The sequence below is a fragment of the Micromonospora sp. NPDC049523 genome (genome assembly GCF_040676775.1).
GTDB lineage: Bacteria > Actinomycetota > Actinomycetes > Mycobacteriales > Micromonosporaceae > Micromonospora_G.
Genome location: NZ_JBFAPP010000006.1, coordinates 327,876 through 353,741, shown reverse-complemented (window position 1 = coordinate 353,741; position 25,866 = coordinate 327,876). Strand labels below are relative to the sequence as shown.

Annotated in this window: 26 protein-coding genes; 8 read left to right on the top strand and 18 right to left on the bottom strand. The window is 70.4% G+C overall.

Features of this window, described 5'->3' with window-relative positions; translation table 11 throughout:
• Positions 1–22: 22 nt before the first annotated feature.
• Entirely contained in the window at positions 23–1,315 is a 1,293-nt protein-coding gene (locus AB0J90_RS12080; RefSeq protein ID WP_363594937.1) for a cytochrome P450, read from the top strand.
• Between the two features lie 139 nt (positions 1,316–1,454).
• On the opposite strand, the gene AB0J90_RS12075 is transcribed toward AB0J90_RS12080, so the two are convergent.
• A complete protein-coding gene (locus AB0J90_RS12075; protein WP_363594935.1) occupies positions 1,455–1,886 on the bottom strand; it encodes a PPOX class F420-dependent oxidoreductase in 432 nt (143 codons plus the stop codon).
• Positions 1,883–2,785, bottom strand: a complete 903-nt coding sequence (locus AB0J90_RS12070) for an NAD(P)-binding domain-containing protein (RefSeq protein WP_363594933.1) — start codon at positions 2,783–2,785, stop codon at positions 1,883–1,885. The genes AB0J90_RS12075 and AB0J90_RS12070 overlap by 4 nt, the downstream gene beginning before the upstream one ends.
• 83 nt (positions 2,786–2,868) lie before the next feature.
• Between AB0J90_RS12070 and AB0J90_RS12065 the strand changes: the two genes are divergently transcribed.
• Entirely contained in the window at positions 2,869–3,276 is a 408-nt protein-coding gene (locus AB0J90_RS12065; protein ID WP_363594931.1) for a MerR family transcriptional regulator, read from the top strand.
• Between the two features lie 90 nt (positions 3,277–3,366).
• On the opposite strand, the gene AB0J90_RS12060 is transcribed toward AB0J90_RS12065, so the two are convergent.
• The 5 genes from AB0J90_RS12060 to AB0J90_RS12040 form a co-directional block, all read right to left on the bottom strand.
• Positions 3,367–3,693 carry a hypothetical protein gene (locus AB0J90_RS12060; RefSeq protein ID WP_363594929.1) on the bottom strand — a complete coding sequence of 109 codons (327 nt, stop codon included), beginning with the start codon at positions 3,691–3,693 and terminating at the stop codon, positions 3,367–3,369.
• A gap of 14 nt (positions 3,694–3,707) precedes the next feature.
• Complete coding sequence (locus AB0J90_RS12055; RefSeq protein ID WP_363595037.1) at positions 3,708–5,339, bottom strand: sodium:solute symporter family protein; 1,632 nt, start codon at positions 5,337–5,339, stop codon at positions 3,708–3,710.
• A 144-nt stretch (positions 5,340–5,483) separates the two neighbouring features.
• The gene (locus AB0J90_RS12050; protein ID WP_363594927.1) at positions 5,484–5,951 is read right to left on the bottom strand and encodes an HAD domain-containing protein; all 468 of its coding nucleotides are present in this window, start codon (positions 5,949–5,951) and stop codon (positions 5,484–5,486) included.
• Between the two features lie 178 nt (positions 5,952–6,129).
• Complete coding sequence (locus AB0J90_RS12045) at positions 6,130–6,729, bottom strand: hypothetical protein (RefSeq protein WP_363594925.1); 600 nt, start codon at positions 6,727–6,729, stop codon at positions 6,130–6,132.
• 14 nt (positions 6,730–6,743) lie between these two features.
• Positions 6,744–8,519, bottom strand: coding sequence for a DUF4012 domain-containing protein (locus AB0J90_RS12040; RefSeq protein ID WP_363594923.1), 1,776 nt, complete (start codon positions 8,517–8,519; stop codon positions 6,744–6,746).
• Between the two features lie 277 nt (positions 8,520–8,796).
• On the opposite strand from AB0J90_RS12040, the gene AB0J90_RS12035 reads away from it, so the two are divergent.
• Positions 8,797–9,411 carry a low molecular weight phosphatase family protein gene (locus tag AB0J90_RS12035; RefSeq protein WP_363594921.1) on the top strand — a complete coding sequence of 205 codons (615 nt, stop codon included), beginning with the start codon at positions 8,797–8,799 and terminating at the stop codon, positions 9,409–9,411.
• On the opposite strand, the gene AB0J90_RS12030 is transcribed toward AB0J90_RS12035, so the two are convergent.
• From AB0J90_RS12030 to egtA, 9 genes are all read right to left on the bottom strand, one after another.
• Positions 9,392–10,918 (bottom strand): polysaccharide biosynthesis tyrosine autokinase, encoded by a 1,527-nt coding sequence (locus AB0J90_RS12030; protein ID WP_363594919.1) that lies wholly within the window; start codon positions 10,916–10,918, stop codon positions 9,392–9,394. The two genes, AB0J90_RS12035 and AB0J90_RS12030, sit on opposite strands and share 20 nt — an antisense overlap.
• Before the next feature lie 177 nt (positions 10,919–11,095).
• On the bottom strand, positions 11,096–11,320 hold the full coding sequence (locus tag AB0J90_RS12025; protein ID WP_363594917.1) for a hypothetical protein: 225 nt from the start codon (positions 11,318–11,320) through the stop codon (positions 11,096–11,098).
• Between the two features lie 136 nt (positions 11,321–11,456).
• Positions 11,457–11,768 carry a hypothetical protein gene (locus tag AB0J90_RS12020; protein WP_363594915.1) on the bottom strand — a complete coding sequence of 104 codons (312 nt, stop codon included), beginning with the start codon at positions 11,766–11,768 and terminating at the stop codon, positions 11,457–11,459.
• On the bottom strand, positions 11,765–12,148 hold the full coding sequence (locus AB0J90_RS12015) for a DUF1622 domain-containing protein (protein ID WP_363594913.1): 384 nt from the start codon (positions 12,146–12,148) through the stop codon (positions 11,765–11,767). Before AB0J90_RS12015 ends, AB0J90_RS12020 begins: the two co-directional genes overlap by 4 nt.
• A gap of 100 nt (positions 12,149–12,248) precedes the next feature.
• Positions 12,249–12,836 (bottom strand): TMEM165/GDT1 family protein, encoded by a 588-nt coding sequence (locus AB0J90_RS12010; RefSeq protein ID WP_363594911.1) that lies wholly within the window; start codon positions 12,834–12,836, stop codon positions 12,249–12,251.
• A gap of 249 nt (positions 12,837–13,085) precedes the next feature.
• On the bottom strand, positions 13,086–14,051 hold the full coding sequence (gene egtD / locus AB0J90_RS12005) for an L-histidine N(alpha)-methyltransferase (protein WP_363594908.1): 966 nt from the start codon (positions 14,049–14,051) through the stop codon (positions 13,086–13,088).
• On the bottom strand, positions 14,048–14,797 hold the full coding sequence (gene egtC, locus AB0J90_RS12000; RefSeq protein WP_363594906.1) for an ergothioneine biosynthesis protein EgtC: 750 nt from the start codon (positions 14,795–14,797) through the stop codon (positions 14,048–14,050). The genes egtD and egtC overlap by 4 nt, the downstream gene beginning before the upstream one ends.
• Before the next feature lie 49 nt (positions 14,798–14,846).
• Positions 14,847–16,172 (bottom strand): ergothioneine biosynthesis protein EgtB, encoded by a 1,326-nt coding sequence (egtB, locus tag AB0J90_RS11995; protein ID WP_363594904.1) that lies wholly within the window; start codon positions 16,170–16,172, stop codon positions 14,847–14,849.
• Positions 16,169–17,401 (bottom strand): ergothioneine biosynthesis glutamate--cysteine ligase EgtA, encoded by a 1,233-nt coding sequence (egtA, locus tag AB0J90_RS11990; protein ID WP_363594902.1) that lies wholly within the window; start codon positions 17,399–17,401, stop codon positions 16,169–16,171. The genes egtB and egtA overlap by 4 nt, the downstream gene beginning before the upstream one ends.
• 274 nt (positions 17,402–17,675) lie before the next feature.
• Here egtA and AB0J90_RS11985 point away from each other — a divergent pair, with 274 nt between their 5' ends.
• Both AB0J90_RS11985 and AB0J90_RS11980 read left to right on the top strand, forming a co-directional pair.
• Positions 17,676–19,160, top strand: coding sequence for a protein kinase (locus AB0J90_RS11985; protein ID WP_363594900.1), 1,485 nt, complete (start codon positions 17,676–17,678; stop codon positions 19,158–19,160).
• Positions 19,161–19,302: 142 nt separating this feature from the next.
• Positions 19,303–20,565, top strand: coding sequence for a nucleotide sugar dehydrogenase (locus AB0J90_RS11980; RefSeq protein ID WP_363594898.1), 1,263 nt, complete (start codon positions 19,303–19,305; stop codon positions 20,563–20,565).
• A 49-nt stretch (positions 20,566–20,614) separates the two neighbouring features.
• On the opposite strand, the gene AB0J90_RS11975 is transcribed toward AB0J90_RS11980, so the two are convergent.
• Entirely contained in the window at positions 20,615–21,199 is a 585-nt protein-coding gene (locus AB0J90_RS11975) for a pentapeptide repeat-containing protein (RefSeq protein WP_363595035.1), read from the bottom strand.
• Positions 21,200–21,291: 92 nt separating this feature from the next.
• Complete coding sequence (locus tag AB0J90_RS11970) at positions 21,292–22,254, bottom strand: NAD-dependent epimerase/dehydratase family protein (RefSeq protein WP_363594896.1); 963 nt, start codon at positions 22,252–22,254, stop codon at positions 21,292–21,294.
• Between the two features lie 220 nt (positions 22,255–22,474).
• On the opposite strand from AB0J90_RS11970, the gene AB0J90_RS11965 reads away from it, so the two are divergent.
• From AB0J90_RS11965 to AB0J90_RS11955, 3 genes are read left to right on the top strand one after another with little or no spacing between them, the layout of a single operon-like run.
• Positions 22,475–23,476: a GDP-mannose 4,6-dehydratase gene (locus AB0J90_RS11965; protein ID WP_326558017.1), complete on the top strand. Its 1,002-nt coding sequence runs from the start codon at positions 22,475–22,477 to the stop codon at positions 23,474–23,476.
• A complete protein-coding gene (locus tag AB0J90_RS11960; RefSeq protein WP_363594894.1) occupies positions 23,473–24,552 on the top strand; it encodes an MraY family glycosyltransferase in 1,080 nt (359 codons plus the stop codon). The genes AB0J90_RS11965 and AB0J90_RS11960 overlap by 4 nt, the downstream gene beginning before the upstream one ends.
• A 56-nt stretch (positions 24,553–24,608) precedes the next feature.
• Entirely contained in the window at positions 24,609–25,841 is a 1,233-nt protein-coding gene (locus AB0J90_RS11955; protein ID WP_363594892.1) for an LCP family protein, read from the top strand.
• The last annotated feature ends 25 nt before the right edge of the window (positions 25,842–25,866 follow it).

The following is a 25,866-nucleotide window of genomic DNA, read 5'->3' as shown; positions in this document are numbered from 1 at the left end:
TGATTCTCTCTTGGGGGCCCGGATGGCACACGTCAAGGAGATAAGTCGACCGCCAGGTCCGCGCGGGCACTGGCTGATGGGCAACATCCCGGCGTACGACAACGACCGGATCGGGTTCCTCCGGCGCTGCCACCACGAGTACGGCGACGTCTTCTCGTACGACGAGCGGACCGTGTTCGTGATCGACCCGGACCTGACGCACGACGTGCTCGCCCGTACGAACCGCGACTTCGTCACGGAACTGGCGCCCTTCGACACCCGACGGGACATCGAGCAGGCCACCAGGCAGGGCAATTCCTGGATGTCCGCGCGCCGTACGGTGTGGCCGGGGCTCAACCACGCCAACTCCGTCGCGGCGGACGACCGTACCGTCGAGATCCTCGACGAGGTCACCGACTCGGTGGCCGGTGCCGAGTGTGACGTGCTCCCCCTGATGCGTACGTTCACCGCCCGGTCGATCTCCGAATACTGCTTCGGTCCCGACTCCGCCGAGATCCCCGAACTTCTCGCCGAAAGCCTGGACGTCACCCGACCGTTCTCCGGCACGTCGTACCAGTTGCCCGCCTGGCTGCCGCTGCGACGCAACCGCCGCTTCTTCCGTTCCCACCGGCACACCATCGACTCCCTGACCGCGATCGTCGCCCGGCGACGCGCCTCCGGCAGCGGGAACACCCACGGCGACCTGCTCTCCCTGCTGCTCACCGCCGACCCGGGGATGACCGACCGGGCGGTGATGTCGACACTTCGCGGCATCCTGATGGGCGGCCACGGTGTTCCCGCCGCCGCGCTCGCCTCGATCGTCCGGGAGTTGGCCCGCCAACCCCGACTGACCGCCGACCTGCGCGCCGAAGCGGGCGGGCCGGGCGGTGACGCCCAGCCGGCGGCGCGGCTCCCGCTGGCCGAAGCCGTGGTCAAGGAGGTGCTCCGGCTATACCCACCCGTGTGGCTGATGACCCGCACCGCCAGTACGGCCACCACCCTGGGCCAGTGGTCGCTACGCCCCGGAGACGACGTGCTGCTCAACCCGTACCTGATCCACCGGGACCCACGGTGGTGGCAGCGACCGGACGAGTTCGACCCCGGCCGCTGGTTGACCGGACGACCGGCGCCCAGCGCGGCGTATCTGCCGTTCGGTGCCGGTCCCCGGGTCTGCGTGGGCTCGGCGCTGACCATGCGGCAACTCACGCTCGCCACCTCACGGCTGGCCCAGCGCTTCACCGTCGAGTCACCGAACGCCGAGACGGCCGACCCGGAGTTCCTCGGCCGGCTCGCACCGACGGGGCTCCGGGCACGCTTCCTACCGATCACCCGTTGACGTCCGGACGATGCCCGCCGTCCAGGACACGAGGATGCGCAACGCCTCGTGCGAGGGCGAGCCGGGCTCGGCCGTCGCCGAACTCCGTGACTTCTTCACCGCGGAACTCTTCGACGCATAGTCCCGGTAGCCCGCGTCGTCAACGGATGCTGGCGCCGTAGACGTGGTCGACGGTCATCACCATGAGCACCCTGCGGTCGGACACCATCACCGACCGGTACTCGTCCCAGTCCGGGTGCTCGCCCGCGGCGAGGCGGTAGTAGTCCACCAGCGCCTCGACCTCGGGGCCGTGGGGGTCGGTTCCCGGGCCGGTCAGGGTCGCGATGCCCTCGGCGGTGGCCCATTCGCGGCCGTCCGGGCCGGTGACCTCCAGTGTGGCGCGCGGATCCCGGCGCAGATTCGCCGTCTTGGCCCGCCCCTGCGTCATCGACACGTAGAGGAGACCGGCCTGCCGATCGTAGAAGGGCATGACGGGGGAAAGCTGGGGGCGACCATCCGCCTTGATCGTCGCGAGCACGCCGAGCCGGCTTGCGGCGAGCAACGTACGCGGGTCGAACCGGGTCGCGGTCATGCTCGTACCCCCGAAGGTGTGCGGAACTGCTCGATCAACGCAGCGTAACCGTTTCCGCCGTGCCCGGCGGCCACCGCCTGTTCGGCCAGGGCCCTGACGAACCTCGGCAGTTCGGCGCTGACACCGAGGGACTCGCTCTCGTGCACGAGATGCTCCATCGTGGCCAGGTGGGTGTCGATGGTCGAATCCAGCACCGGATAGGCTCCGTCGTCGATCTGCCGCGCATAGTCGTGCACCCAGTCTGCCACGGTTCCGATCCCCATCTTCGCGATCGGGGCGAAGGCCGTGGCGTCCACCCCCGCCGCGCCCAGCAGGGCCGCACCGTGGAGGAATCCGTTCAGGACGCCCCACATCACGCCGAGCATCGCCATCTCGAACAGCGCCGACAGGCCGGGGTCCTCACCGATGAATGTCGTCGTTTCGGTGGCGAGGCTTCTCAGGGCCGGTTCGTGCAGGTCGAAGGCGGAACGGGACCCGCTGTAGAGGATGGCGGCGTCCGCCGTACCGATGCCGGCGGGAACAGCCATGATCGCGCCGTCGAGGTAGGTGACGCCCAGTCGCGCCGCCCACTCGGCGGTTTCCCGCGCCACCAGCGAGGGTCCCGAGGTCAGGTTCACCAGGACCCGACCGGCGAGGGCGTCGCCCAGCGGGTCGAGCAGTTCGTGTACGGCGTCGTAGTCCGACACGCAGACGACCACGAGCGGGCTGGCCGTGACGGCGTCGTGGGCCGAGTCGGCGAGGGTCGCGCCCCGGGCGACGAGGTGCTCTGCCTTCGCCGCCGTACGGTTCCACACGGTCGTGGGGTGTCCGTCCTGCAGGAACGCCCCGGCCAGCGCCTGGCCCATCAGACCGAGGCCGACGACCGTCACCGGACCAGGACCGGCATCGCTGTCTCGCATCGTGTTTTCCCATCGAGTCGAATTGATGGTGCTGGCAGAATCATCAACGTTCACACCGATATGAAGGTCAAGGGGGAACGAGAGTGCTGATCGGTGAACTGAGTCGACGGTCCGGCGTCAACGCACATCAGTTGCGGTACTACGAGGCCCAGGGCCTGCTCGAGCCCGGCCGTGGCGCCAGCGGCTACCGCGAATACACCACCGACGCGATCCTGACCGTGACCCAGATCCGGAAGCTGCTCGAAGCCGGGCTGTCGACCCAGGACATCGGATTCCTGCTGCCCTGCGCCACCGGCACCGCCCCCGAACTCGAACCGTGCCCCGATCTCCTGGACACCCTGCGGGCCCGCCTGCACGGGCTGGACGAACGCATCGACACCCTCGCCCGCTCCCGACAGGCGCTGCACGACTACATCGAGACCACCGAACAGCGGGCTTCCGGGGAATACCCGGCCTGCGACTCGACCGCCGTGGCGTCGTCTCCGGCGTGACCCGGTCACGGCCGAATGGCGCCGCGAATCCGTACGCGGCGCCATTCGGCGGTGCAACAACCGGGCCGGTGTCCCGGGACCGGGGGCGGGTTATCGGGCGGGGGCGTCGGGGGCGTCGGTGTCCCGATCGGTCGGCGACGGGTCGGGGGCCTCCACCGGGCGCAGCCACTGCCAGAGCAGGAAGGCGAGGCCGAAGACCAGCATCGCCAGCCCGGCCCAGAGGTTGATCCGTACGCCCTGGGCTTTGGCGATCTCGGCGTCGGAGTCGAACAGGCCCATTCCGGTGACGATCACGCCGTACGCCAGGAACAGACCACCGATCACCCGGCGCAGGTCGAACCGGCGGGCGGCGGCCGAGCGGCGCTCGGCCTCGGTGGTGTCGAGTGTGTCGGTGCTCGGATCGGTGTTCTCGGGCATCGTGTCCACCCCTTTCAGAGGACCAGCAGGTAGAGCAGACCGGACAGGGCGAGGGCGATGCCGCCGAGCAGCAGCGGCGAGCGGTACCAGGCGGCGTCACCGGCGAGTACGTCGCCCTTGAGGTCGACCCCGCCCAGGCCGTAGACCAGGCCGCGCAGGTCGTCGTCGCGCTTCGCCGCGCCGAACGGCGTCAGCACCGCCGCGACGATCGCGACCAGGACGAACGCCACCCCGGCGCCCCAGAAGCTCTCCTCCAGGTCGGAGTCGAACTTGAGCACGTCGGCCAGGTAGAGCAGGTACGTGGCGAGCGAGCCGACGGTGCCGGCGAGCAGGGACCAGAACCCGGCCCAGGCGGTCATCCGCTTCCAGAACATGCCGAAGATGAAGGTCGCGAACAGCGGGGCGTTGAACAGCGAGAACAACGTCTGGATGTAGTTCATGATGTTGCTGAAGCCGGCCGCGATGAAGGCCGTACCGATGCCGACGACAACACCGCCGATGGTGGCGATCCGGCCCACCCGCAGGTAGTAGTCGTCGTCACGGTCGCGCCGGACGTAGGACTGCCAGATGTCGTACGTGAAGACGGTGTTGAAGCCGCTGACGTTCGCCGCCATACCGGCCATGAACGAGGCGAGCAGCCCGGTCACCGCCACACCCAGCACGCCGTTGGGCAGCAGGTCGCGCATCAGCAGCGGGATCGCGTTGTTGTACTGCAACGCACCGCTTTCCGCCCCGAGCCCCTGCACGGTGATCAGGGCGATCAGACCGGGGATGACCGTCACGACCGGGATCAGCAGCTTCGGGTACGCGGCGATGATCGGCGTACGCCGGGCGGCGCTCATGTTCCGCGCGGACAGCGCCCGCTGGACCTCGGCGAAGTTCGTGGTCCAGTAGCCGAACGAGAGCACGAAGCCGAGGCCGAAGACGAGCCCGATCCAGTTCGCACCGAGCGGGTTGGCGGAACTGCCGGTGTCGGCCCAGGTGTGCAGCCCAGCCTCGCCGAGGTCCGAGGCGCGCACCGCGTCGAAGAGTCCGTCGACACCGCCGACCTTGACCAGACCGATCACGGTGATCGGGATCAGCCCGGCGAGGATGACGAAGAACTGGAGCACCTCGTTGTAGATCGCCGAGGTCAGCCCGCCGACGGTGATGTAGGCCAGCACGATCGCCGCGCCGACCACGATGGACAGCCAGAGCGGCCAGCCGAGCAGTGCCTGCATCACCAGCGCGAGGGCGTAGAGGTTCACCCCGGCGATCAGCACCTGGGCCAGCGCGAAACTCAACGCGTTGAACAGGTGGGTCGGCCGGTTGAACCGCAGCCGCAGGTACTCCGGGACGCTGCGGACCTTGGAACCGTAGTAGAAGGGCATCATCACGATGCCCAGGAAGACCATCGCCGGTACGGCACCGATCCAGTAGTAGTGCAGCGTCATCATGCCGTACTGGGCGCCGTTGGCGGCCATCCCGATGATCTCCAGCGCGCCGAGGTTCGCCGCGACGAAGGCCAGCCCGGTGACCCAGGCCGGCAGCGACCGGCCGGAGAGGAAGAAGTCGGTACTGTTCCGGATCGCTCGGCGGGCCATGAAGCCCACCCCGAGCACCGTGACGAAGTAGAGCGCCAGGATCGCGTAATCCAGCGCGTTCATGTTCAGTCTCAGGCCGCCATCCACGCCGCCACCTCTCCTTCACCGGCACCGCACACACCGGCGGCGCGGGGCGGCTACTACCCGAGGTGAGAAGTTTTCACTCCTGTCGGGTGGATCACGGTGCGGTAGGGAGAGTTCAGGCGGTCACAGGCTGGCGGACCAGGCGAGGATCTGGTCGACGTGCGCGCGGGTGAGGCCGACGGCCGGGTCCGCGGCGACCAGGATGGTCGGTGCGGTGCGGTTGTCGCGCCAGGTCCGGGCCTCGTGGGTGTGCGCGTCGTCGATCCAGGCCGTCGGCCGGTCCTGCGCCAGTGCGGCGATCAGCGGAACCTTGGCGTTCGGATGGAACGGCACCGGCGGCATCGTGAGTACGGGCAACGCGCGGATGCCCAGCAGCGGCGCGAGGAGGCGGTTCGCGTCGTCGTTCCAACTGGTCGCCCAGGTGACGTCGAAGGTGGCGGCCAGCTCGGTGATCCAGGCACCGTGACCGGGGTTGATCCTGATGGACTCTTCGCCGGGAAACAGGTCGTGTTCGGAGAAACCGGCGGGGCAGGGGCCGTCGAACGGGTTCAGCACCCCATCTATGTCGAGGAACAGCAGGGGACGGTTCATCTGATCAATTGTGGCCGGACCGCCGTCGGAAGTGGTGCCACGACAGCCGCCATCAGGACCAACTGCGTACGCGTTCGGACATGGGCGAGCGCCGGTCGGACAAGCTCTCGCTCGTCCGACCGGCGCTCAGGCGTGCAACGCCACCACGGGAGATCGGCCATCCTCCCCGCGGGTCGGGTCAGGCCGTACCGGCGCGCATACCGCCGCGACGGCGACGGACCACGGTCAGCAGGACCAGGACCACACCGAGGAGCAGCAGCCCGGCACCGACGCCGAGCTGACGACCGAGCGAGCTACCGGTGACCGGGAGCTGACGGGGCACCACGGTCAGCACGACGCTCGCGCTCAGGCCCGACTCACGACCGGTCGCCGTGATCAGCCAGGTGCCCTTCCAGTCCGCGTCGAACGTGATCTGGAACTCGCCCTGGGCGTTGGTCACCGCGACCAGCGCCGGCGGCGGTCCCGACGGGTACGCGACCGGCACCATCGCGACGGTCGTACCGTTTTCCTGACGGACGGTGGTCCGCTCGACGGCACCGGCCGCCGCCGCCTGTGGCGTGAAGACGATGTCGACGGTCTCGTTCGGCCCGTAGAACCGGCCGAACAACGTGACCTCCTCGCCGATCGCCACGGCCGACTCGCTCAGAGTCAACACCGGCGGCTGCGGCGGGTAGGGCGGTTGTGGTTGGGCGGCCGCCGGGCTGGATGTCATGGTGGCAAGCGCGCCGGCCATGACGAATGCCGCCATGGCCGAGGCGACGATGCGGGTGAGCCGCATGATGGATCCTCTCTCTACTGTTCACACGTGATTGCAGGATTGACACGGGTGGTCCAGGGCGTGGCGCCGGGCGTCAGCCACAGGTCTGCGGTGCCGGTCCGGGTCACCGGGGTCAGCAGGTCGACCTCCAGCTCCCGGGTCTTGCCCGGTGGGATGTCGACGCTGAGTACGGCGACCCGGCGACCGCGTTCCATTCCGGCACCGATCGGGGTGGCCGCGCCGTCGAGCCGGGCGCGTACCGGGGTACCGCCGACCGGGCTGAAGACGTAGGCCACCACTCGGTTGCGGTACGGGTCTCCGGGAAGCTGCAGGCCGAGTACGGAATCGCTGAGGCCCTTGCTCGGCGCGGTCGAACCGATCGCGAGCCGCAGCTTGAGTTCGCGCCGCCCGTCGGGGCGGCAGCCGCCCACGGTCAGCTCGGCGGAACGGGTCAGGTAGTAACCGAGCTTCGACCCGGTGCCGTCGTTGAGGAAGGCTCCGACCGTCGGCACCGTCTCGTGTTCCGGGAGGACCCCGGCGACGCGGGTTTCGACCAGGTCGTCCTGCTCCTGCTGGTGGGCGCTCCAGAACAGGATCCGCCGTTCGTCGACCGCCCGGTCCAGTGCGTCGAGCAGCTTGCGCGGGTCGACCGTGCGGGTGAGCAGGGCGTCGAAGACCGACATCGCCGCGTTGGCGAAGTACTTGTCCTGGTCCTTGGGCGCGTCGATGCGCGCGTACGCGTCGGAGAGCAGGGTCTTCACGGCGGTGGCCGAGGTCAGCGTCGGGTGCTTGGGCACCGGCACCGGGCCGATCGCCTCGAGCAGGTAGGACAGGGTCACCGGGTCGGTGGCGAGCACGCCGTCGACCACGGTGCCGGTCCGACGCCGGTACATCTCGCGGAACAGCGCGGCGGCGGTCGGGAAGTGCGGGGTCAGGTTCACGTCGGCCGGGTAGATGCCGAGCAGGTCGGTGTAGAGGCCCCGCATGTCCTTGTCGAGCTCGCTGACCGGCTTGTCGAAGCCGCCCAGCTCGGCGGCGGCGCCCTGCTTGAGGATCTGCACCTTGCCGCCGTCGGCCCGGATCACCGCGTACGCGCCGAAGATGCCGCCGGTCGAGCGCGGTTCGGCCAGGTTCTGGAAGGCGACGAGATACGTACGCGGGCCGCCCGCGCCCAGCAGCGGTGGGAGCAGGACCGCGCCGTGGCGGGCGGTGGAGGTGAGATCGGCGAGTCGGTCCAACTCGGCGCGCAGTTGCTCGACCGCGTCTCGTACCGGTGCCTGGAGGCCGGCGGAGCGAATCCCGTCGACCCGTTCGCGGGCCTGCCGGACGGCGGTGTCGGCGGTGCTCAGCTCGGGTGCGGCGGCCTGCAACCGGGTCAGGTCGAGTCGTCCGCCCTTCGGCACCAGCGTGGCCAGGTCCAACCGGAGCAGCGACGGGAAGGCGTGCCGGGCGAGGTCGTCGACGGCGACGGCGACGTCCCGTACGGCCGCCAGGTCGTCACCGGCGTAGGGCGCGTGACCGGCGAGCCGCCAGGTCGGGTCGCCGGTGGCGGAGCGGGCCGCGCCGGCCTGCGACTGGAGTGCGGACAGGGTACGGGCGGCCTGTTCGGTGTCACCGGCGAGCACCTGCTCGCCCAGCTCGCGGGCGAGGCCGGCGGCGCTGAGCAGGTGACCCCGAGCCTGCCAGCCGCGCAACCCGAGCCAGCCGACGCTGAGGAACAGCAGGCAGGCGACCACCAGGACGGTGATCAGGGTACGGCGCAGCCCCACTCGCGACCGGGGCCGGCTGGACCGGCGTCGAGAGCGTTGCATCGGGGCAGATTCGCCCTGCGTCACACCAACACACTCCATAGTTTGGGCAAAACGACCATAAGGATGTAATTGCTACAGATCTCTATAGCACGCTTATTCGTTTCGTCGCCGTTGTACAGGCTTTTTACAGCCCATAAGTGGCGGGTTGTGAGTAAAACTCGCACTCGGCGTGGCGCTCGGCGATCAGGGCCGTTTTCCGCAGGTCGCGCCAGCCGGCCGCTCGTTGCACCCGGTGGGCTACCGGCCATCCGTGACGCCGGAGCAGCGAGGAGGAGACATGCTCGGCGGGGTGCTCATCGTGTGCCACGCGAATCTGTGCCGGTCCCCCATGGCGGAGTACCTCGCCCGGGAACTGCTGGTGCAGCGGCTCGGCAGCGAGGCGGCGACCGTACCGGTTGCCAGTGCCGGCACGCACGCGGTGCCCGGCTACCCGATGCACCCGCACGCCGCCCGGGTCACCGCCGAACGCGGAACCGACCCGGAGGCGTTCCGCAGCCGGCCACTGCACGCCGAGCAGCTCCGCGCTGCCGGGCTGATCCTCACCGCGACCAGGGCCCAGCGGACCACCTGCGTCTCGCTGGCCCCGTCCGCGCTGCGCCGTACGTTCACCCTGCGCCAGTTCGCCCGGCTTGCCGCCGCCGCGGTCGAGCAGGACAGCGCGGTCGAGCAGGGCGGGGCGGTGCCGGCCGGGCAACGGGATCCGGTACGGCGACTCGACGCGGCCGTGGCGGCGGCCAGCCGGGCCCGGGCCGGTTTGCAGCCTCCGGCCCGGCCCGACGACGACGATCTGACCGACCCGGTGGGCCTGCCGATCGCGGAGTTCCGTCACTGCGTACGCGAAATCGAGCGCGCGCTGCGACCGACCGTGGGACTCATCGCGGTATCCGGCTGAGTTCCTGGGTCGGTGTCGCCCCTACCGTCCGCGGATCCTCCCGCAGCGGTCCCAGCTCGTCCTCGTGCCCGCCCACCGGCGCCGTCGCGACGCCGGTGTCGGTCCAGTCGGCCTGCTGGGTCGCCGGCACACCCGAGATCGGCGCCGGTGGCGGCTCGGCCACCAGAGTCCGGTACATCTCGTACTGGTAGTTGTCCGACCTGGCCACCTTGGCCATGTTGAGTACGCAGCCGAGCACCCGCGCGGAGACCGCCTCCAGTGCCTCGGTGGCCGTGGCCACCTGCGCCCGGGTCGTCTTGCTGTGCCGGGTGGCGAGCAGGACCCCGTCGGTCTGCACCGCGACCACCGCGGCATCGGTGACGGCAAGCAGCGGGGCGGTGTCGACGATGACGATGTCGGCCGACTCGCGCAGCGCGCGCAGCAGGTCGGCCATGCCCTTGGAACCGAGCAACTCGCTCGGGTTCGGCGGCATCGAACCGCCCGGCAGGACCAGCAGCGACTTGTCGCCCCAGGGCTGCACCACGTCCGCGACCTCGACCTCGCCGATCAGCACGTCGGTCAGGCCGATGCCGGCCTCCAGCCCCAGGTACTGGGCAATCTTCGGCCGCCGCAGGTCGGCGTCGACCAGCAGCACCTGCCAGCCCGCCTCGGCCAGCGAGATGGCCAGGTTGCAGGAGAGGGTCGTCTTGCCCTCACCCTGGACCGAGCTGGTCACCGCGATCACCCGCGCCGACTCGTGCACGTCGACGAACCGCAGGTTGGTACGGAGCTTGCGCATCGCCTCCGCCCGCGCCGACTGCGACGCGGCGCCGACGATCAGTGGCGAGGTGAGCGCCTCCACGTCCCAGGGAATCTGACCCAGCAGCGGACTGCCGGTGAGCTGCTGGAGGGTGGCGCCGTCGCGGACGGTGTTGTCGATCAGTCCACGCAGCACACAGAGTGCGATGCCGAGCAGCAGGCCGAGCACACCGCCGACGGCGAGGTTGCGGGCTGGCCGGGGTGAGACCGGATCGGCGCTGACCCGCGGACCGCTCACCGTCTCGATCTTCACCGGTGGTTCCTGGGCGCCGGGCGGCGTCTCCAACCGCTGGACCAGCGAGACGAAGTGCGACGCCACCGACTCGGTGAGCCGCAACGACCGGGCCTGATCACTGTCGGTGACCGTGGCCCGGAGCAGTACGGTGTTCGCCTCCACCCGCGCGGTGATCCGCGCCTGCACCTCGTCGGCGGTGAGCCCCACCGGCCCGTCGGCGACGATGCTCTGTGCGAGCCGGTCACTGGTGAGCAGGTCGGCGTACGACTTCACCCGCTGCTGGAGGAAGAGGCCACCCTGGTACGCGTCGGTCACGCCCTGGCTCTGGGTGGTGACGAAGAACGTCACCGACGAGGTGTACAACGGCTCGGTACGCACGGTGACGAGACCGGCGGCGCCGAGCCCGACCATGACCGTCGCCAGTACGAGCCACCAGCGTTGGCGCACGACGGCAAGGTGGGTGCGCAGATCCATCAGGCCAGACCTCCCTATCTGCGGCGTTAACGGTTGATCCGGCGTGCGGGCTATTCGGTGCGCCCGGAAACTCAGACAGTATGAAAAAGATCCATACCGCCCGTATTCAGCGCCGAACCGAATGTAGAGGACTGAACCGCCCTTGTGCCCGTATTCGGCCCAACACGGCCGATATTGCTACCGGGCTTTGCCGTCGCCACGGTGGGGGTCGTGCGACTCCTCGTTGTCGAGGGACTCGCTGAGACCTTCGGTGAAGTCGTCGCCGGGTACCGCCACCTCCTCCGCCTCATCGAGCTCGTCCGGGCGGTTCACGCGCTCCGGCTCCGGCAGCGTCGGGTCACCGGCGAAGCCGTACTCGTTCGGCTCGTCGTGGCGAGCCCCGTCATCGGGCGGTGTGCTCATCGCTCGACCCCCTGTTCGTCGGGCCGCCCCGCGCAGTCGGTCACGGCCGCGTACGCCCTGGCCGGACCGGCCCGAGCACCACTCACGGTAGGCACGGCGAAGACGGCGGGATGGCAAACGCCGGGCATTGCCACGGTTACCCGGTCGGGCTCGTCGGCGCCGGACCAGGCCGGTCGGGAGAGGTGGTGGGCGCCGGGCGGGTCGGGCCGGCGCCGGTGGCGGGGGTCGCCAGCACCGCACCGATCACCGTACGTAACAGCACGATCGTTCCCGCCGTGGCGATGTCGGTCCAGTGCTCGGCCGAGACGAGCCGGAGCAGGCTGGCCGCGGTCAGCAGGTCCAGCAGCAACCGCAGGGCGGTACGCCAGGACCGGACCCCCAGCAGCGTGACCACCCCGGAGAGCAGGGCGGCCGCGGTGATCAGACTGATGGCCAGCGACCGGATCACGGCGGCGGTCCGTGGGGATGATCAGCGGGTGGTGTACGGCCGGCGATCTGGCGCTGTTCCTGTTCGATCTCGCGGCGCAGGAAGTAGTTCAGCGCGGTCCGGATGGTGGCGATGGCCGCCAACTGCCCGATCTGGTCGAAGCTCGGGGCGACCGCGGTACGCAGCACGTCCGCGGCGAGCTGGAATTCGAGGCCGAGGGTGAGGAACCGCCCCAGCGAGAGCCGGATCGGGGTGAAGACCGCGGCGCTACGGTGGCGTACCGCCAGCACGACGAAACGTACCGCCGCCCAGATCGCCCCGACGAAGATCACGCACGCGCCGACCGCCTCCACCACGGTGACCAGCACACCGGAGACATCGCGCAGCAGTTCCTCGGCCAACCCGGCTCCCTCGGCCCGCCCGGCGTGGCGCGCAGCCCACCCGGCGTGGGGCACACCCGAGGGCGGTTACCCCACGCCGGGCCGAGTAGGCCGGAACGGATCAGAGCAGTTCCTTCAGCCCGTCGAGCAGCAGCCAGAGCCCGGACAGCGCGAACAGCGCCGCGGCGCCGTACTTGATGACCTTCTCCGGCAGCCGGCGGCCGAGCATCCGGCCGACCAGGATGGCCAACGCGTCCGCCGCGACCATGCCCACCGTCGAGCCGACCCAGGTGCCGAACCAGCCGTACTGGGTGGCCAGGGTGATCGTCGCCAGCATCGTCTTGTCGCCCAGCTCGGCCAGGAAGAACGCGACCGACACGGCGATGATCGCCGAGCGTTTGGTCTGCTCGGCCTTGGCGCGTTCCTCCTCGGTCAGCTTGTCGCCGCGCAGCGTCCACGCGCCGAAACCGAGGAACGCCACACCGGCGCCGAGCGCGATCCAGCCGGTGGGCAGCGTCGCACCGAGCCCGTAGCCGATCGCCACCGAGGCCAGGTGGACCAGCGCGGTCGCGATCGTGATACCGATCAGCACCGGCACCGGTTTGAACCTGGTGGCGAAGGTCAAGGCTATGAGCTGTGACTTGTCGCCGAGTTCGGCAACGAAGATCACGCCGAAGCTGACCACCAGGGCAACAAAAAAGCCCTCCATGAAAACCCTTCCCGGTCGGGACCGGGTCCAGGGCGCGATCGACCTCGACCCGGCTTGAACAGCCTGGTCGAAGGTCTCGCCCGCCTCACCGTGGTGAGGCCGCGTGGCCGGATGCTTGCGCACCAGTATGTCGACCACGACATTGGGAGCTACTCCCCTTCGCGCATCCGAGCCTAGCCGATCTCGTACCGAACCGGCGCGCCGGGCCGCCGAGCGCACCGGCCCGGTACGAGATGAAGCCGGTACGGCTCAGACCACCTGGGCGAGGACCACCGCGAAGAGGTGCCGCTCGTCGGTCCAGCAGCGGCGGACGAGGAAACCGGCCGAGTCCAGCTCGGCGGTGACACCCTCGGGCCGGAACTTCGCGGACACCTCGGTCCGCATCTCCTCACCCTCGGCGAAGTCCACGTCGAGGTCCAGTACCCGTACCCGGCTCGGCCGGCGCGCCCGCAGCCGCATCTCGATCCACTCGTGCTCCGGGTCCCAGAGCGCCACGTGCTCGAACGCGGCCGGGTCGAAGTCCGCCCCCAACTCCCGGTTGATCACCGACAGCACGTTGCGGTTGAACTCGGCGGTCACGCCGGCCGCGTCGTCGTACGCGGGCACGAGCACCGCCGGGTCCTTGACCAGGTCGACCCCGAGCAGCAACCAGTCGTCGGACTCCAGCGCGTCCCGCATCGACCGGAGGAACTCCGCACGCTCGGCCGGCAGCAGGTTGCCGATCGTCCCGCCGAGGAAGGCCACCAATCGGCTGCCACCGGTCGGCAGTCGGTCGAGCTGATGGGTGAAGTCGCCGACCAGGCCACGGACCCGCAGACCCGGGTACGCCTCGGCGATCTCGGCCGTGGACTGGCGCAGCGCGCTGATCGAGACGTCCAGCGGTACGAACGTGCCCAGCCCACCGTGGCGGGTGAACGCGTCGAGCAGCAGCCGGGTCTTCTCCGACGACCCTGACCCCAACTCGATCAGCGTCTTCGCCCCGGTGGTCCGGGCGACCTCGGTGGCGTGCTCGGCCAGGATCGCCCGCTCGGTCCGGGTCGGGTAGTACTCCGGCAGCCGGGTGATCTCCTCGAACAGCTCGCTGCCCCGCGCGTCGTAGAACCACTTGGGCGGCAGCCACTTCGGTTGCGCGGTCAGCCCGGTCCGGACGTCCTCGCGCAGGGCTCGGGCCAGGTCCCGCTCTTCCAGGTAGATCTCCAACGGATCCGCGGTCACGCCAACTCTCCTATCGGTCGCAGGTGCAGCTCTTCGGTGGTGGCGACGACCAGTTGGCCGTCCGGTACCCCGGCCCAGGCCGGGTCTTCGTCGAGCGGTTCGGAGCAGATCAGCACCGAACCGGGGCCGGTGCGTACCGACAGGGCGTGTCCGGCGGTGGAGGCGACCGCCGTGGTGCCGTCGGTGAGCATCAGGTTCAGCCGGGCTCCGGGCACGGCGGCGGCGACCATCCGTACGGTGCCGGCGATCGCCTCGCCCGGTGGCACGCCGGTGCGGAGCTGGTGCCGTACCAGCGCCCAGAGCAGCGCCGCGTCGGTGGGGGCGTCCAGCGTGAGCAGGTCCCGGACCGGCAGCCCCTCGGCCAGCGGCACCAGCGCCTCCGGCCAGCCGGGTACCGCCCCGTTGTGGCTGAACAGCCAGCGTCCCTCGGTGAAGGGCGCCGCCGCCGTCTCCACCACCGGCATACCGACGGTGGCCGAACGGACCGCCGCCAGCACCGCCCCGGAACGGGTGGACGCGGCCAGCGCGGGCAGGGCCGCGTCCGCCCAGATCGGGGTCGCCCGGCGGTAGCGCACCGGTTCGGGGGTGTCGGCGTACCAGGCGACACCGAAACCGTCGGCGTTGACGGTGCCGCCGCCGCGCATGTCCAGGGGCGCCCAGGACTGCCGGACCAGCCCGTGCGGCGGGTCGAAGAGCAGGGCGGCCAGCGGTACCGGTGGCCCGAGGTAGACCAGGTGCCGGCACATCAGCAGGCAACCTGGGGCAGCCGGAGACGACCGTATGCGTGCCGGTGGCTCACGCGCCGATCTCCTCCGGTCGGGGGTCGCGGGCACAGCGGAAGCCGCTGAAGATCTGCCGCCGGATCGGCAGGTCCCAGTTGCGGAACGTGCCCCGGCAGGCCGACCGGTCGGTGCCGAACGACCCACCCCGCAACATCCGGTACGAGTTGCCGAAGAAGACCTCCGAATACTCCCGGTAGGGGAACGCGGTGAAGCCGGGGTAGCCCTCGAACCCGCTCGACGTCCACTCCCACACGTCCCCGATCAACTGGTGCACGCCGAGCGGCGACGCACCGGCCGGGTAGGCGCCCACCGGCGCGGGCGCCAGGTGCCGCTGACCGAGATTCGCCTGCTCCGGACCGGGATCGGCGTCTCCCCACGGGTAGCGGCGCGAGCGTCCGGTGGCCGGGTCCCAGCGGGCCGCCTTCTCCCACTCCACCTCGGTCGGCAGCCGCTTGCCCGCCCAGGCCGCGTACGCCTCGGCCTCGTAGAAGCAGACGTGCACCACCGGCTCGTCCAGGTTCAACCGGGAGTACCGGCCGAAGCGGACGTAACCCCACTCGGTCCCGTCGTGCCGCCAGTGCAGCGGCGCGGTCAGCCCCGCCTCCTGCCGGTGCTGCCAGCCCGGCCCGCTCCACCAGCGCTCGTTGTCGTAACCGCCGCCGGTCAGGAAGGCCAGGTACTCGCCGTTGGTCACCGGCGCCGCGTCGATGAAGAACTCGGGTACGTCGACCACGTGCGCTGGGCGCTCGTTGTCGAGCGCCCAGGGGTCGGTGGAGGTGCCCATGGTGAACCGGCTGCCGGGCACCCGTACCTCACCGGAGACCGACACGACCGCGGGTGGTGGCGGCGGCGCGGCGAGTGCCGGCGGACCGACCCGCAACTGGTGGGTGGCGAGCATCGTCTCGTCGTGCTGCTGCTCGTGCTGGACGATCATCCCGAACGCGAACCCGTCGCTGACCAGCCGACGGCTGTCGAACCGGATCCCGTCGAGCAGGTCGAGCACCTTGTCCCGGACGGTGACCAGGTAGGACCTGGCCTCGTCGGGCCGCAGCAGCGGCAGCGCCGGCCGGTCCCGGCGGGGCTGTTTGAACGCGTCGTACAGGTCGTCGATGTCGCGGCGGACCGGCTCGCGGCCACCGACGTCACGTACCAGCCAGAGCTCCTCCTGGTTGCCGACGTGGGCGAGGTCCCAGACCAGCGGCGACATGATCGGCGAGTGCTGGCGCATCAGCTCCGTCTCGTCCACCGCCTCGGTGAGCAGCGCGCTACGGGTACGGGCCCGTTGCAACTCGTCTGCGATCCGTACCCGGAGGTCCTGGTCCGATCCCGCAGAGGTCATGGTCGTCTCCTGTCCGCGGCGCCCAGTCGCCGCTGCACGATGTGGCTGATCTGGTCACGGGTCGCGGGCGCCAGGTCGGTACGGTCGACCGCTGCCAGCGCGACCCGCAGTACGGCGGCAGCCGCCTGCGCCAGCGCCGGGTCGGCCAGGCCGTGCCGGGCCGCCTCGTCCCAGCGGTCGAGTACCGGCTCACAGGCCTCCCTGGCCAGGCCGAGCGCCTCGGTGTCGTCGAGCAGCGCGGCGAGCACCCCGACGGGTGCGATCCACTCGCCGGGTGGCTGTGCGTCGAGGTAACGGACCTCCAGGTAGCCGCGGGCCCGTACCGGGGGGAACAGGGTGCTGATGTGGTAGTCGAGGTCCTCCTCGGTCGGCGGCTGCGGCAGTGCGCCACCGATCCAGTCGCGGAAGGTGATCCCGTCCGGCACCCGCCAGTCGCCGTCCGATCGCCGTACACAGAGCAGTGGCGCACCGAGTGCGTAGGCCGACCAGGTGGCGACCGGATCCGTGCCGGCGCGGGCCGCCGTCCAGGCCGGTCGGGTCCGGGGCGGATCGATGGCGAACCACGCCGCCATCCGGGCCGAGGCCCAGCCGGTGTCGCGACCGGCGTGGTGCCGTGCGGTCGCGAACGCGGCGAGCAGCGGTGGTCCGAGCCAATGGAGTGCGTCCCAGCGGTCCCGGAACCCCTCCGAAGTGCCGGCGTCGAGACAGACCTGCAGGCCGGCGGTGCTGTACATCATGGTCCGCCCGGCTGGGCCGCGGCGGTCGAAAGCGGTGCGCATCGCGCGGTATCGGGGAGTCTCCACCACCGGGGTGGGCGTGCGGTACGGGTCGATACCGCTGTGACCGAGCCTCAGTCCGGCACTGGCCAGCAGTTCGGTGAGGCGGTCGATGTCGGCGCTGGTGTGCGTGTGCAGGGCGCGTAGGGAGCGGTGCGGGGCGGAGGAGATCTCGACCTGCCCGCCGGGCTCGACGCTGACCGTGCCGTGTCCCGGCAGTGGCGAGGAGACGCCGGCCGGGTCGAGTGTCGGTGGTGCATGCGATCCGAGCGCGGCCCGTAATCGGTCCGGGTCGACCGGTCGGGCCGGGTCGTCGCGGTCGTGAACGGTCCATTCCAGTTCTACGCCGCTGAGCATCGGTGGACCGGTCTTGAAACAGATCTTCGCCAGGTAGCCCTCCGCGTCGGACAACTCGCGCAGGACGGCTGGCGTATCGAGGTCGGCCGGTATCACGGCATCGATCTCCCTTCGTTCGACCGACTGGAACTACCCTTGCCGTCGTTTTCCAATCCGACCTTCACCGGCCGGCCTGTCGGGAGTGCCACCTCCTCGTGTCTACCAGACGAACTCCGTCCCGATCACGAAACGGATTCACGATCCGTACGCGGCACCGGACGCGTTGTAGCCGCATCCGCACGAAGCAGCACAACAAATCCATGCCGATCAACGCAAGCCCTTGGCGCGACCCCGTCCTCGGCTGTGGACCAAGGAGTGACAAGGATGTGAGTTGGGTAGGGATCCAGTCGTGCTGGCTCCGGGAGTTCTCCTCAACGATCGCTACCAACTCGACGCACGCCTCGCCACGGGTGGGATGGGTGACGTGTGGCGCGGGACCGACCTCCTGCTCGGCCGGCAGGTCGCGGTCAAGGTGATGCTGCCCGCACTGGTGGCCGAGCCGGACTTCATCACCCGGTTCCGCGCCGAGGCCCGGATGATGGCCCTCCTGCACCACCCCGGCATCGTACAGGTGTACGACTACGGCGAGCAGACGCTGAGCGAGGGCACCACCGCCGACTACATGGTCATGGAGTACGTGGCCGGCGAACCACTCTCCCGGCGGATCGAGGCAGCCGGCCGGATGGGTGTCGCAGAGACCCTGTCGGTGGTGGCACAGGCGGCACGGGCCCTGGACGCCGCGCACGGCAGCGGGATCGTGCACCGGGACGTGAAGCCGGGAAATCTGCTGATCCAGCCGGACGGCACGGTGGTCCTGGTCGACTTCGGAATCGCCCGCTCCGCCACCATGACCCGGATCACCAGCACCAACGCGGTTCCGGGCACCGCCCTGTACATGGCGCCGGAGCAGGCTGCGGGCCGAGCGGTGTCGGCCGCCACCGACATCTACGCACTCGGCGCGGTGGCGTACCACTGCCTCGCCGGGGAGCCGCCGTACACGGGCAAGACCGCGCTGGAGGTCGCCATCCGGCACCTGCACGACCCGCCCCCGATCCCGCCGGCCGACCTGCCCGCACCGGTCGCCGCACTGGTCAGCCGCGCGCTGGCGAAGGCGCCCGAGGACCGGTACCCGACCGCGGCGGCATTCGCCGAGGCGGCCGACGCCGCACTGTCCGCCGCCGACGGGACCGCCGGCGCCGCCCACTCACCCGTCGCCGGCTCCGCCGCGGTCGGAGTGGGGTTGGCCGCCGTCGCCGCCGCGCGGTCGGCAGGCACCGACGGTGGCGTGGGTACGGGCACACTGCCCGAGATGCCGGTCGTCCGGTCCGGCCCCTCCGACGGGATCGGCGTGCCCGCTCCGGCCGGTGCCCGCCCGAACGGGGCGTCCCGTCGCCGTGCGGTCGTCATGACCGGGGCCGCCACACTGCTGGCCGGCGGTGCGCTGCTGGGCGTACTCGCGTTCGGACCCGACGACGGGGGCAGCGGACAGACGCCGCCGGCCAACCCCACCGCCACCGGGGCGGCACCGGGCGCCGGCCCGAGCGCGGGCACCGATCGCGGCGATCCCGCACCGTCCGGGCGTACCTCGGACGCACCGGCCCCCGGCGCGCCGTCCGGCCCGACCGTGACCGGCTCCCCGGGCGCCTCGGCGAGCGCGGCGCCGAGCGATACACCGAGCCCGGCGCCGACCACCGCCCGACCGAGCGCGAGCCAGACGTCGGCGGCGCAGACCCCACCACCCGAAACCGACGCGCCCGCTACACCGGATGCCCCGGCCGAGCCGCAGGTGCCGGTAGCGTCGCCGGGCAACCCCTGACCTCGACCGGCACCTTCGCCGGGAGCCGGCACGGGGCGTGCCACCTCGGAACGCGAGAACGCCATTAATCCCGTTTCACGCTCATGCACTTATAAGTCGCCATAAAGTGCGGGTTACCTGGTTACAGCCCTAGGAGCCCCGTATGAGCGTTGAGAAGCTGGTCGTCATCGGTCAGGGATATGTCGGCTTGCCGTTGGCGATCCGCGCGGTGGAGGCCGGCCTCGACGTCGTCGGCCTGGACCTGGACGACAGCCGGGTCAAGCGGCTCAGCGCCGGAGAGTCGTTCATCGAGGACATCTCCACCAGCCGGCTCAACGCGGCGCTGGCCACCGGACGTTACCGGCCGAGCAGCGACTACACCGACGCCCGCGACTTCGACGTCTGCGTGATCAGCGTGCCGACCCCGCTACGCGACGGCGCACCGGACCTCAGCTACGTCGAGCACGCCGGTACGGCCATCGCCCCGTACGTCCGGCCGGGCTGCACGGTAATCCTGGAGTCGACCACCTATCCCGGCACCACCGAGGAGCTGCTCCGGCCGCTGCTGGAGGAGGCCACCGGTCTGCAGAGCCCCGGCGACTTTCACCTCGGTTACAGCCCGGAACGGATCGACCCCGGCAACCCGACCTGGCGGCTGGAGAACACGCCGAAGGTCGTCTCCGGGGTGGACGCCAGCGCCCTCGCCCGGGTGGACGGTTTCTACCGGCGGATCGTCGAACAGACGGTCGCGGTCGACTCGACCCGGGTCGCCGAGCTGACCAAGCTGATCGAGAACACCTTCCGCCAGGTCAACATCGCCCTGATCAACGAGCTGACGATGTGCGCCAGCGAGCTGGGCGTCGACGTGTGGCAGGCGATCGACGCCGCCTCCACCAAGCCGTTCGGCTTCATGCCGTTCCGGCCCGGCCCGGGCGTCGGCGGCCACTGCCTGCCGATCGACCCGTGCTACCTGTCCTGGCAGGTCAAACGGACGCTCGGTCGGCAGTTCCGGTTCGTCGAGCTGGCCAACGACATCAACCACGAGATGCCGCAGCACGTGGTGCAGCGGCTCATGGTGGGTCTGAACAAGCAGGGCCGCACGATCAACGGGGCCCGGTTGCTGCTGATCGGCCTCGCGTACAAGAAGAACACCGGGGACATGCGCGACTCCCCTGCCATCGAGGTGGCGGCCCGGCTGCGCGCGCTGGGCGCCGAGGTCCGCGCGGTGGAGCCGTACGCCGAACCGCACCACATCCCGGTCGGCGTGACCGTGGTGGACCTGACCGAGGACGAAGTGCACGCCGCCGACGCGGTACTGATCGTGACCGACCACGACGGACTGGACTACGAGATGATCGGCTCGTCCGCGACGTACGTCTTCGACAGCCGCAACCGGTGCGTCGGCCGGGCGGTCGAACGGCTCTGAACCCCGCCCGGTCACGCGCTGGCGGCCGGATCTCAGCCGACGGAAGGGCTCAGCGGACCTCCAGACCGAGCGTCTGGGCGATCACCACCGCCTGGGCGGCGTCGATGACCGCGCCGCTCAGCCGGGCGGCGCTCGGATCGAGCGCGCTCAGGTCGCTGCCACGCAGGTCGCACCGGACGAGGTTGACGTGCTGCAGTTGGGCACCGGAGAGATCCACGTTGACCAGGGCCGCCTCGGTGCAGTTGGCCGCGGTGAGGTCGACCTCGCGCATCCGTACGCCGTCGAACCTCACCCCCCGCAGGTCGGCACCGGGCAGGCCGACGAACGACCAGTCGCCGCCGACCACCCGCAGCGGACGCAGGTCGGACTCGGTGAAGGTGCTGCCGACGAACTTGCAGCCGGTGAACTCGGCCTCGAAGAGGTTGCAGCGCTTGAACGTGCAGCGCAGGAACGCCGAGTCGGTGTGCCGGGAGGCGTTGAACTGGACGTTGCCGAAGGTGCAGTCCTGGAACACCGTGCCCCGCGTCGATGCCTCCATCAGGTCGACGTGCAGGAACGTGCACCCGACGTAGGTGCTGTCGGTGAACTCGTCGCCGTACCAGTCTTCGTTCCGGAACGTCTCACCCTCGATCATCTTCACCACCACGGCAGCCTAGTGCCGGGCTACGACAACATGCCCGGAGCCGGTGGCTCGCCGTGGTGGTGGTCCGGGGGGTGTGGGCCGGATCAACCGGCGGCCGGCACCGGCTCCGGGGCGTACCGGGACTGGCTGCGGTACCAGTCGACGGTCTGGGCCAGGCCGTCGTCGAGCGGCACCGGACGGATCGCCGGGAACAGAGCGCTGAGGCGGGTCGAGTCCGCCTGCGACTCGCGTACGTCACCCACCCTGGCCGGGCCGTGCGCGACCTCGACCGGGCGGCCGACCAGCGAGGCGAGCTTGCCGATCAGGGTCAGCAGCGAGACGCGGTTGCCGTACGCGAGGTTGACCGGGATGGTCGAGGTGACCCGGCGTACGACCGCGTCCGCGAGCACCTGGGCGACCGTGCCGACGTAGGTGAAGTCCCGGCTCTGGGCCCCGTCGCCGTGCACGTCCAGCGGCTCACCGCGCAACGCGGCGTCTACGAAGGCCGGGATGACGGCGGCGTACGCGTGCCCGACCGACTGCAACGGCCCGTAGACGTTGAAGAACCGCAGTGCCAGGGTCGGCACCCCGAATGCCGAGTGGTACGCCAGCACCTGCGCCTCGGCGGCGAGCTTGCTGGCCGCGTAGGGGCTCATCGGTCGGGTGGCGAGATCCTCGTGCTTGGGCAACTCGGCCACGGAGCCGTATACCGACGAGGACGAGGCCGCGACCAGGTAGGTCCCGGCGCGACGGCACGCCTCCAGCAGGTAGAGGGTGCCGGTCGCGTTCGCCTCGTGGCTCGCCACCGGGTCGGCCAGCGAGCGGGGCACCGACGGGCGCGCGGCGAGGTGGATGACGGCGTCCATCCCGTCCACCAGTTCGTCGAGCAGGTCGCGGTCGAGGATCGACCCGGTCACGAGCCGGACCGGGAGGTCGGCCAGGTTCGCCTCGAAGCCGGTGCTCAGGTCGTCCAATGCGACAACTTGCCCGATTTCCGGCCTATCGACCAACTCTCGGCAGGTGTTGGCACCGATGAAGCCGGCTCCGCCGGTAACGAGGACTCTCACCCGATATCCCTCTCTGCACGGAACAGTTAGACAACCTGGACGTCGGGCGACACCCCAGTCGTGAGGCACATTTCCCGCCCGGGACCACGTGATAGACGATCATGTTGGATGAAATCAGTATTTGTCGCCCTGGCGATGGTATATGGCCTATCGTGCTCAACGGGGCTGAATTCCAACGAGACTCGCGGCACGTCAGCGAGCGATACAGAGGGGACGTTCCATGCCACGCGGCACGATTCTGGTCACCGGCGGCGCCGGTTTCATCGGCTCGCATCTGGTGGACGCGCTACTCGCCCGAGGCGACCGGGTGGTCGTCCTGGACAACCTGTCCACCGGGCGGATCGCCAACCTCGACCAGGCATCGACCCACCCTGACCTGCACTTCGTCCAAGGTTCGGTGCTCGACGAACTGGTGGTCGACGAACTGGTGCACCGATGCGACACCGTGGTCCACCTCGCCGCCGCGGTCGGTGTCAAACTGATCGTGGAGCAGCCGCTGAAGTCGCTCACCACGAACATCCGCGGTTCGGAGATCGTGATCGAGGCGGCGCACCGCTACCGGCGCAAGATCCTCATCGCCAGCACGTCCGAGGTGTACGGCAAGAACTCGCGCGGGCCGTTGACCGAGGACGCCGACCGGATCCTGGGCAGCCCGGCCGTGGTGCGCTGGGCGTACAGCACGGCCAAGGCGGTGGACGAGATCCTGGCCAACGCGTACCACAAGGAGCGGTCCCTGCCGAGCATGGTCGTCCGGCTGTTCAACGTGGTCGGTCCCCGGCAGAGCCCCGCGTACGGCATGGTCATCCCGCGCCTGGTCCGCCAGGCGGTCCGGTCCCAGCCGCTCACCGTCTACGGTGACGGGTCACAGACCCGCTGCTTCGCGCACGTGACCGACGTGGTCGGCGCGCTGATGGACCTGCTCGACTGCGAGGCGGCGATCGGCGAGACGGTCAATGTCGGCTCCCCCGCCGAGATCAGCATCCTCGACCTCGCCTGGCGGATCGTGAAGCAGACCCAGAGCACCTCCGAGGTACGGCTGGTGCCCTACGAGACCGCGTACGGTCTCGGCTTCGAGGACATGGTCCGGCGGGTACCCGACATCACCAAGATCAATCGCATGATCGGTTGGACGCCGACGCGCACGCTGGAGGACATCCTGCGCGAGACCGTCGCCGAGGCGCGGGCCGAAGAGGCCGGCCGCATCCAGATGCTGCCGGCGTGAACGTGCCACTGCCGGCCACCGAGCCGGCGATCGGTGCACTCGCCGCGCTGCTGCTGGTCGCCGTACTCGTGGAGCCGGCGCGGCGGGTGGCGCTGCGTTGCGGCCTCACCGACCGACCCGCCCCGCACAAGGCACACCGCCGGGTCACGCCGTACCTCGGCGGGGCGGCCCTCGTCGTCGCCACGCTGATCCCGACCGCCGCCCTCGTGGACCTCGACGGGTCCCGGATCTGGCTCGTGCTCGCCGCCGCGCTCGGCATCGCCGTGCTCGGACTGGTCGACGACGCCCGTACGCTCAAGCCGAGCACCCGGATGGCGATCGAGGCGCTGCTGGCCACCGCCGTGGCCCTGGGCGGCGTACGGCTGAACCTGGTCGGTCAGGAGCAGCTCGACCTGCTGCTCACCGTCGGCTGGATCATCGTGGTGACCAACTCGTTCAACCTGCTGGACAACACCGACGGGGCACTGGCCACGGTGGCCTGCGCGACCGCCGTACCGCTGTCCGTCTTCGCCGTTGTCGCCGGCCAGCCCGACCTGGCCCTGTTACTGCTCTGCCTGGCCGCCGCCTGCACCGGATTCCTGCTGCACAACGCCGCGCCCGCACGGATCTTCATGGGTGACAGCGGATCCCTGTTCATCGGTTTCCTCATCGCCACCAGTGCGGCGATGGTCGCGCCCGGACGGGCGACGGTGGACCGGTCCGCCGTCCTGCTACTGATCATTTTCGTCGCCGCGGTCGACACCGGACTGGTGCTGGTGTCCCGGCAACGGGCCGGCAGGTCGTGGCTTCAGGGTGGCACCGACCACGTCGCGCACCGGCTGCTGCGTACCGGCGTCGGACCGCACGCGCTGCTGGGCACCCTCTTCCTGGGCACGTCGACCGCCGGGCTGATCGCGGTGCTGGTTTCGGCCGGTGTGGTTCCCGGCAGTACCGCCCTGCTCGGGGCGCTGGGTGCCGCGGCCGTACTGATCGTGCTGCTGTTGCAGGTGCCATCCGGCTACGGACAACCGACCCGGCGCGAACAGCCGACGTCCGCGACGACGGCCGGCCGCGCTCCCGACACGGTGCGAGGTTGATTCGACGTGGACGTGGTACGGATCCCGGCCCGCCGACGACGCGGTGGTGACGTGGGGTGAACGACGGGCTCGATTTCCTCTTCGACGGCATCACCCCGCGACCACCGCGACGGCCACCGGCGGAACCGGATGGGCACCGCTGGGGCCGACGGCTGCGCCGGCTCGCGTTGAGCACCACCATCCTGGTGTCGGCCGGCACGGTGGGCGTGCTCGCCGTCGGCTACCTCACCAGCTCCGACCTGACCGGCCGGATCTCCCGGGTCGGCGAGGTGTTCGGCCCGGTGGAGAGTGCCGAGCGGCCGGTGACCAGCGCGGCGGTGCAGAGTGCCCGGAGCATCCTGGCCGTCGGCGCCGAATTACGCGGACCCGATCGGGGGACTGACCTGGACGGCGAGGCGTCGGACGGGCCGCAGGACGAGCCGGCCGGCGAGGGGCAGGGCGGCGGTCCGGACGGGTCCGTGCTCGAGCGGCGTGCCGACGACCCGGTCCCGGCCAACGCCCCCGCCGACGATGCGGTGCCGAGCCGGGTCGGGCAGCCGCCCACTGGTGCGATCATGCTGATCCGCTTCGACCCCCGGGACGACTCGGCCTCGGTGGTTTCGATTCCGTACCTGACCGGGGTGGACGTGCCCGGTCACGGACGTACGACGGTCGCCGCCGCGTACGCGCTGGGCGGTCCGACACTGCTGGTACGGACTATCGAACAGCTCACCGAGGTGCGGATCGACCACTTCATGGTGATCAAGTTCGATGAGCTCGCGCCCGTGGTGGACGTGCTCGGCGGAGTCGACGTGACGGTCGCCGCCGCGGTCACCGACCGGACCGGCGTACGGTTCCACGGCGGCGTGAACCGCCTGGACGGCGACCGGGTGCGGGCGTACCTGCGACAGTCGGAGAACCTGCCGGACGGGACGGTCGACCAGATCCAGCGCCAGCAGAACCTGCTCCGGGCGGTGCTGGTCAAGGTCGCCTCGACCCCACCGGACGGCAACGCGCTGGACAGCTACCGCCTGCTCGACGCGCTCACCCGGGCGGTCTCCGTCGACGACCACTTCGGCCGTGAGGAGCTGCGCGAGGTGGCGCAGGCAGCCGGCGCGGTCGGGACCGACAGCATCTGGTTCCTCACCGCGCCGACCGGGCGCCCGGCAGGCCGCGGGCACGAACACGCGCCGGACCCGGACCTCGTAGCGGACCGGTGTGACCGGCTCTGGCAGGCGTTCAAGACCGGCACCGTCGGTGACTACGTCGCGCAGCATCCGGAGGATCTGCTCAGCACCGACACCGCCTGACCGGTCCACCGGGTTCGGCGTCTCG

What these genes read in the sequence shown, in the direction of transcription:
- AB0J90_RS12035 (WP_363594921.1), top strand. Translation starts at nt 8,797, where the DNA reads ATGCTCGGCGGGGTGCTCATCGTGTGCCACGCGAATCTGTGCCGGTCC.
- AB0J90_RS12040 (WP_363594923.1), bottom strand. Translation starts at nt 8,519, where the DNA reads ATGCAACGCTCTCGACGCCGGTCCAGCCGGCCCCGGTCGCGAGTGGGG.
- AB0J90_RS12070 (WP_363594933.1), bottom strand. Translation starts at nt 2,785, where the DNA reads ATGCGAGACAGCGATGCCGGTCCTGGTCCGGTGACGGTCGTCGGCCTC.
- AB0J90_RS12010 (WP_363594911.1), bottom strand. Translation starts at nt 12,836, where the DNA reads ATGGAGGGCTTTTTTGTTGCCCTGGTGGTCAGCTTCGGCGTGATCTTC.
- AB0J90_RS12055 (WP_363595037.1), bottom strand. Translation starts at nt 5,339, where the DNA reads ATGAACGCGCTGGATTACGCGATCCTGGCGCTCTACTTCGTCACGGTG.
- AB0J90_RS12050 (WP_363594927.1), bottom strand. Translation starts at nt 5,951, where the DNA reads ATGAACCGTCCCCTGCTGTTCCTCGACATAGATGGGGTGCTGAACCCG.
- AB0J90_RS12080 (WP_363594937.1), top strand. Translation starts at nt 23, where the DNA reads ATGGCACACGTCAAGGAGATAAGTCGACCGCCAGGTCCGCGCGGGCAC.
- AB0J90_RS11980 (WP_363594898.1), top strand. Translation starts at nt 19,303, where the DNA reads ATGAGCGTTGAGAAGCTGGTCGTCATCGGTCAGGGATATGTCGGCTTG.
- egtB (WP_363594904.1), bottom strand. Translation starts at nt 16,172, where the DNA reads ATGACCTCTGCGGGATCGGACCAGGACCTCCGGGTACGGATCGCAGAC.
- AB0J90_RS11975 (WP_363595035.1), bottom strand. Translation starts at nt 21,199, where the DNA reads ATGATCGAGGGTGAGACGTTCCGGAACGAAGACTGGTACGGCGACGAG.
- egtC (WP_363594906.1), bottom strand. Translation starts at nt 14,797, where the DNA reads ATGTGCCGGCACCTGGTCTACCTCGGGCCACCGGTACCGCTGGCCGCC.
- AB0J90_RS12075 (WP_363594935.1), bottom strand. Translation starts at nt 1,886, where the DNA reads ATGACCGCGACCCGGTTCGACCCGCGTACGTTGCTCGCCGCAAGCCGG.
- AB0J90_RS12025 (WP_363594917.1), bottom strand. Translation starts at nt 11,320, where the DNA reads ATGAGCACACCGCCCGATGACGGGGCTCGCCACGACGAGCCGAACGAG.
- AB0J90_RS12045 (WP_363594925.1), bottom strand. Translation starts at nt 6,729, where the DNA reads ATGCGGCTCACCCGCATCGTCGCCTCGGCCATGGCGGCATTCGTCATG.
- AB0J90_RS12060 (WP_363594929.1), bottom strand. Translation starts at nt 3,693, where the DNA reads ATGCCCGAGAACACCGATCCGAGCACCGACACACTCGACACCACCGAG.
- AB0J90_RS11965 (WP_326558017.1), top strand. Translation starts at nt 22,475, where the DNA reads ATGCCACGCGGCACGATTCTGGTCACCGGCGGCGCCGGTTTCATCGGC.
- AB0J90_RS12030 (WP_363594919.1), bottom strand. Translation starts at nt 10,918, where the DNA reads ATGGATCTGCGCACCCACCTTGCCGTCGTGCGCCAACGCTGGTGGCTC.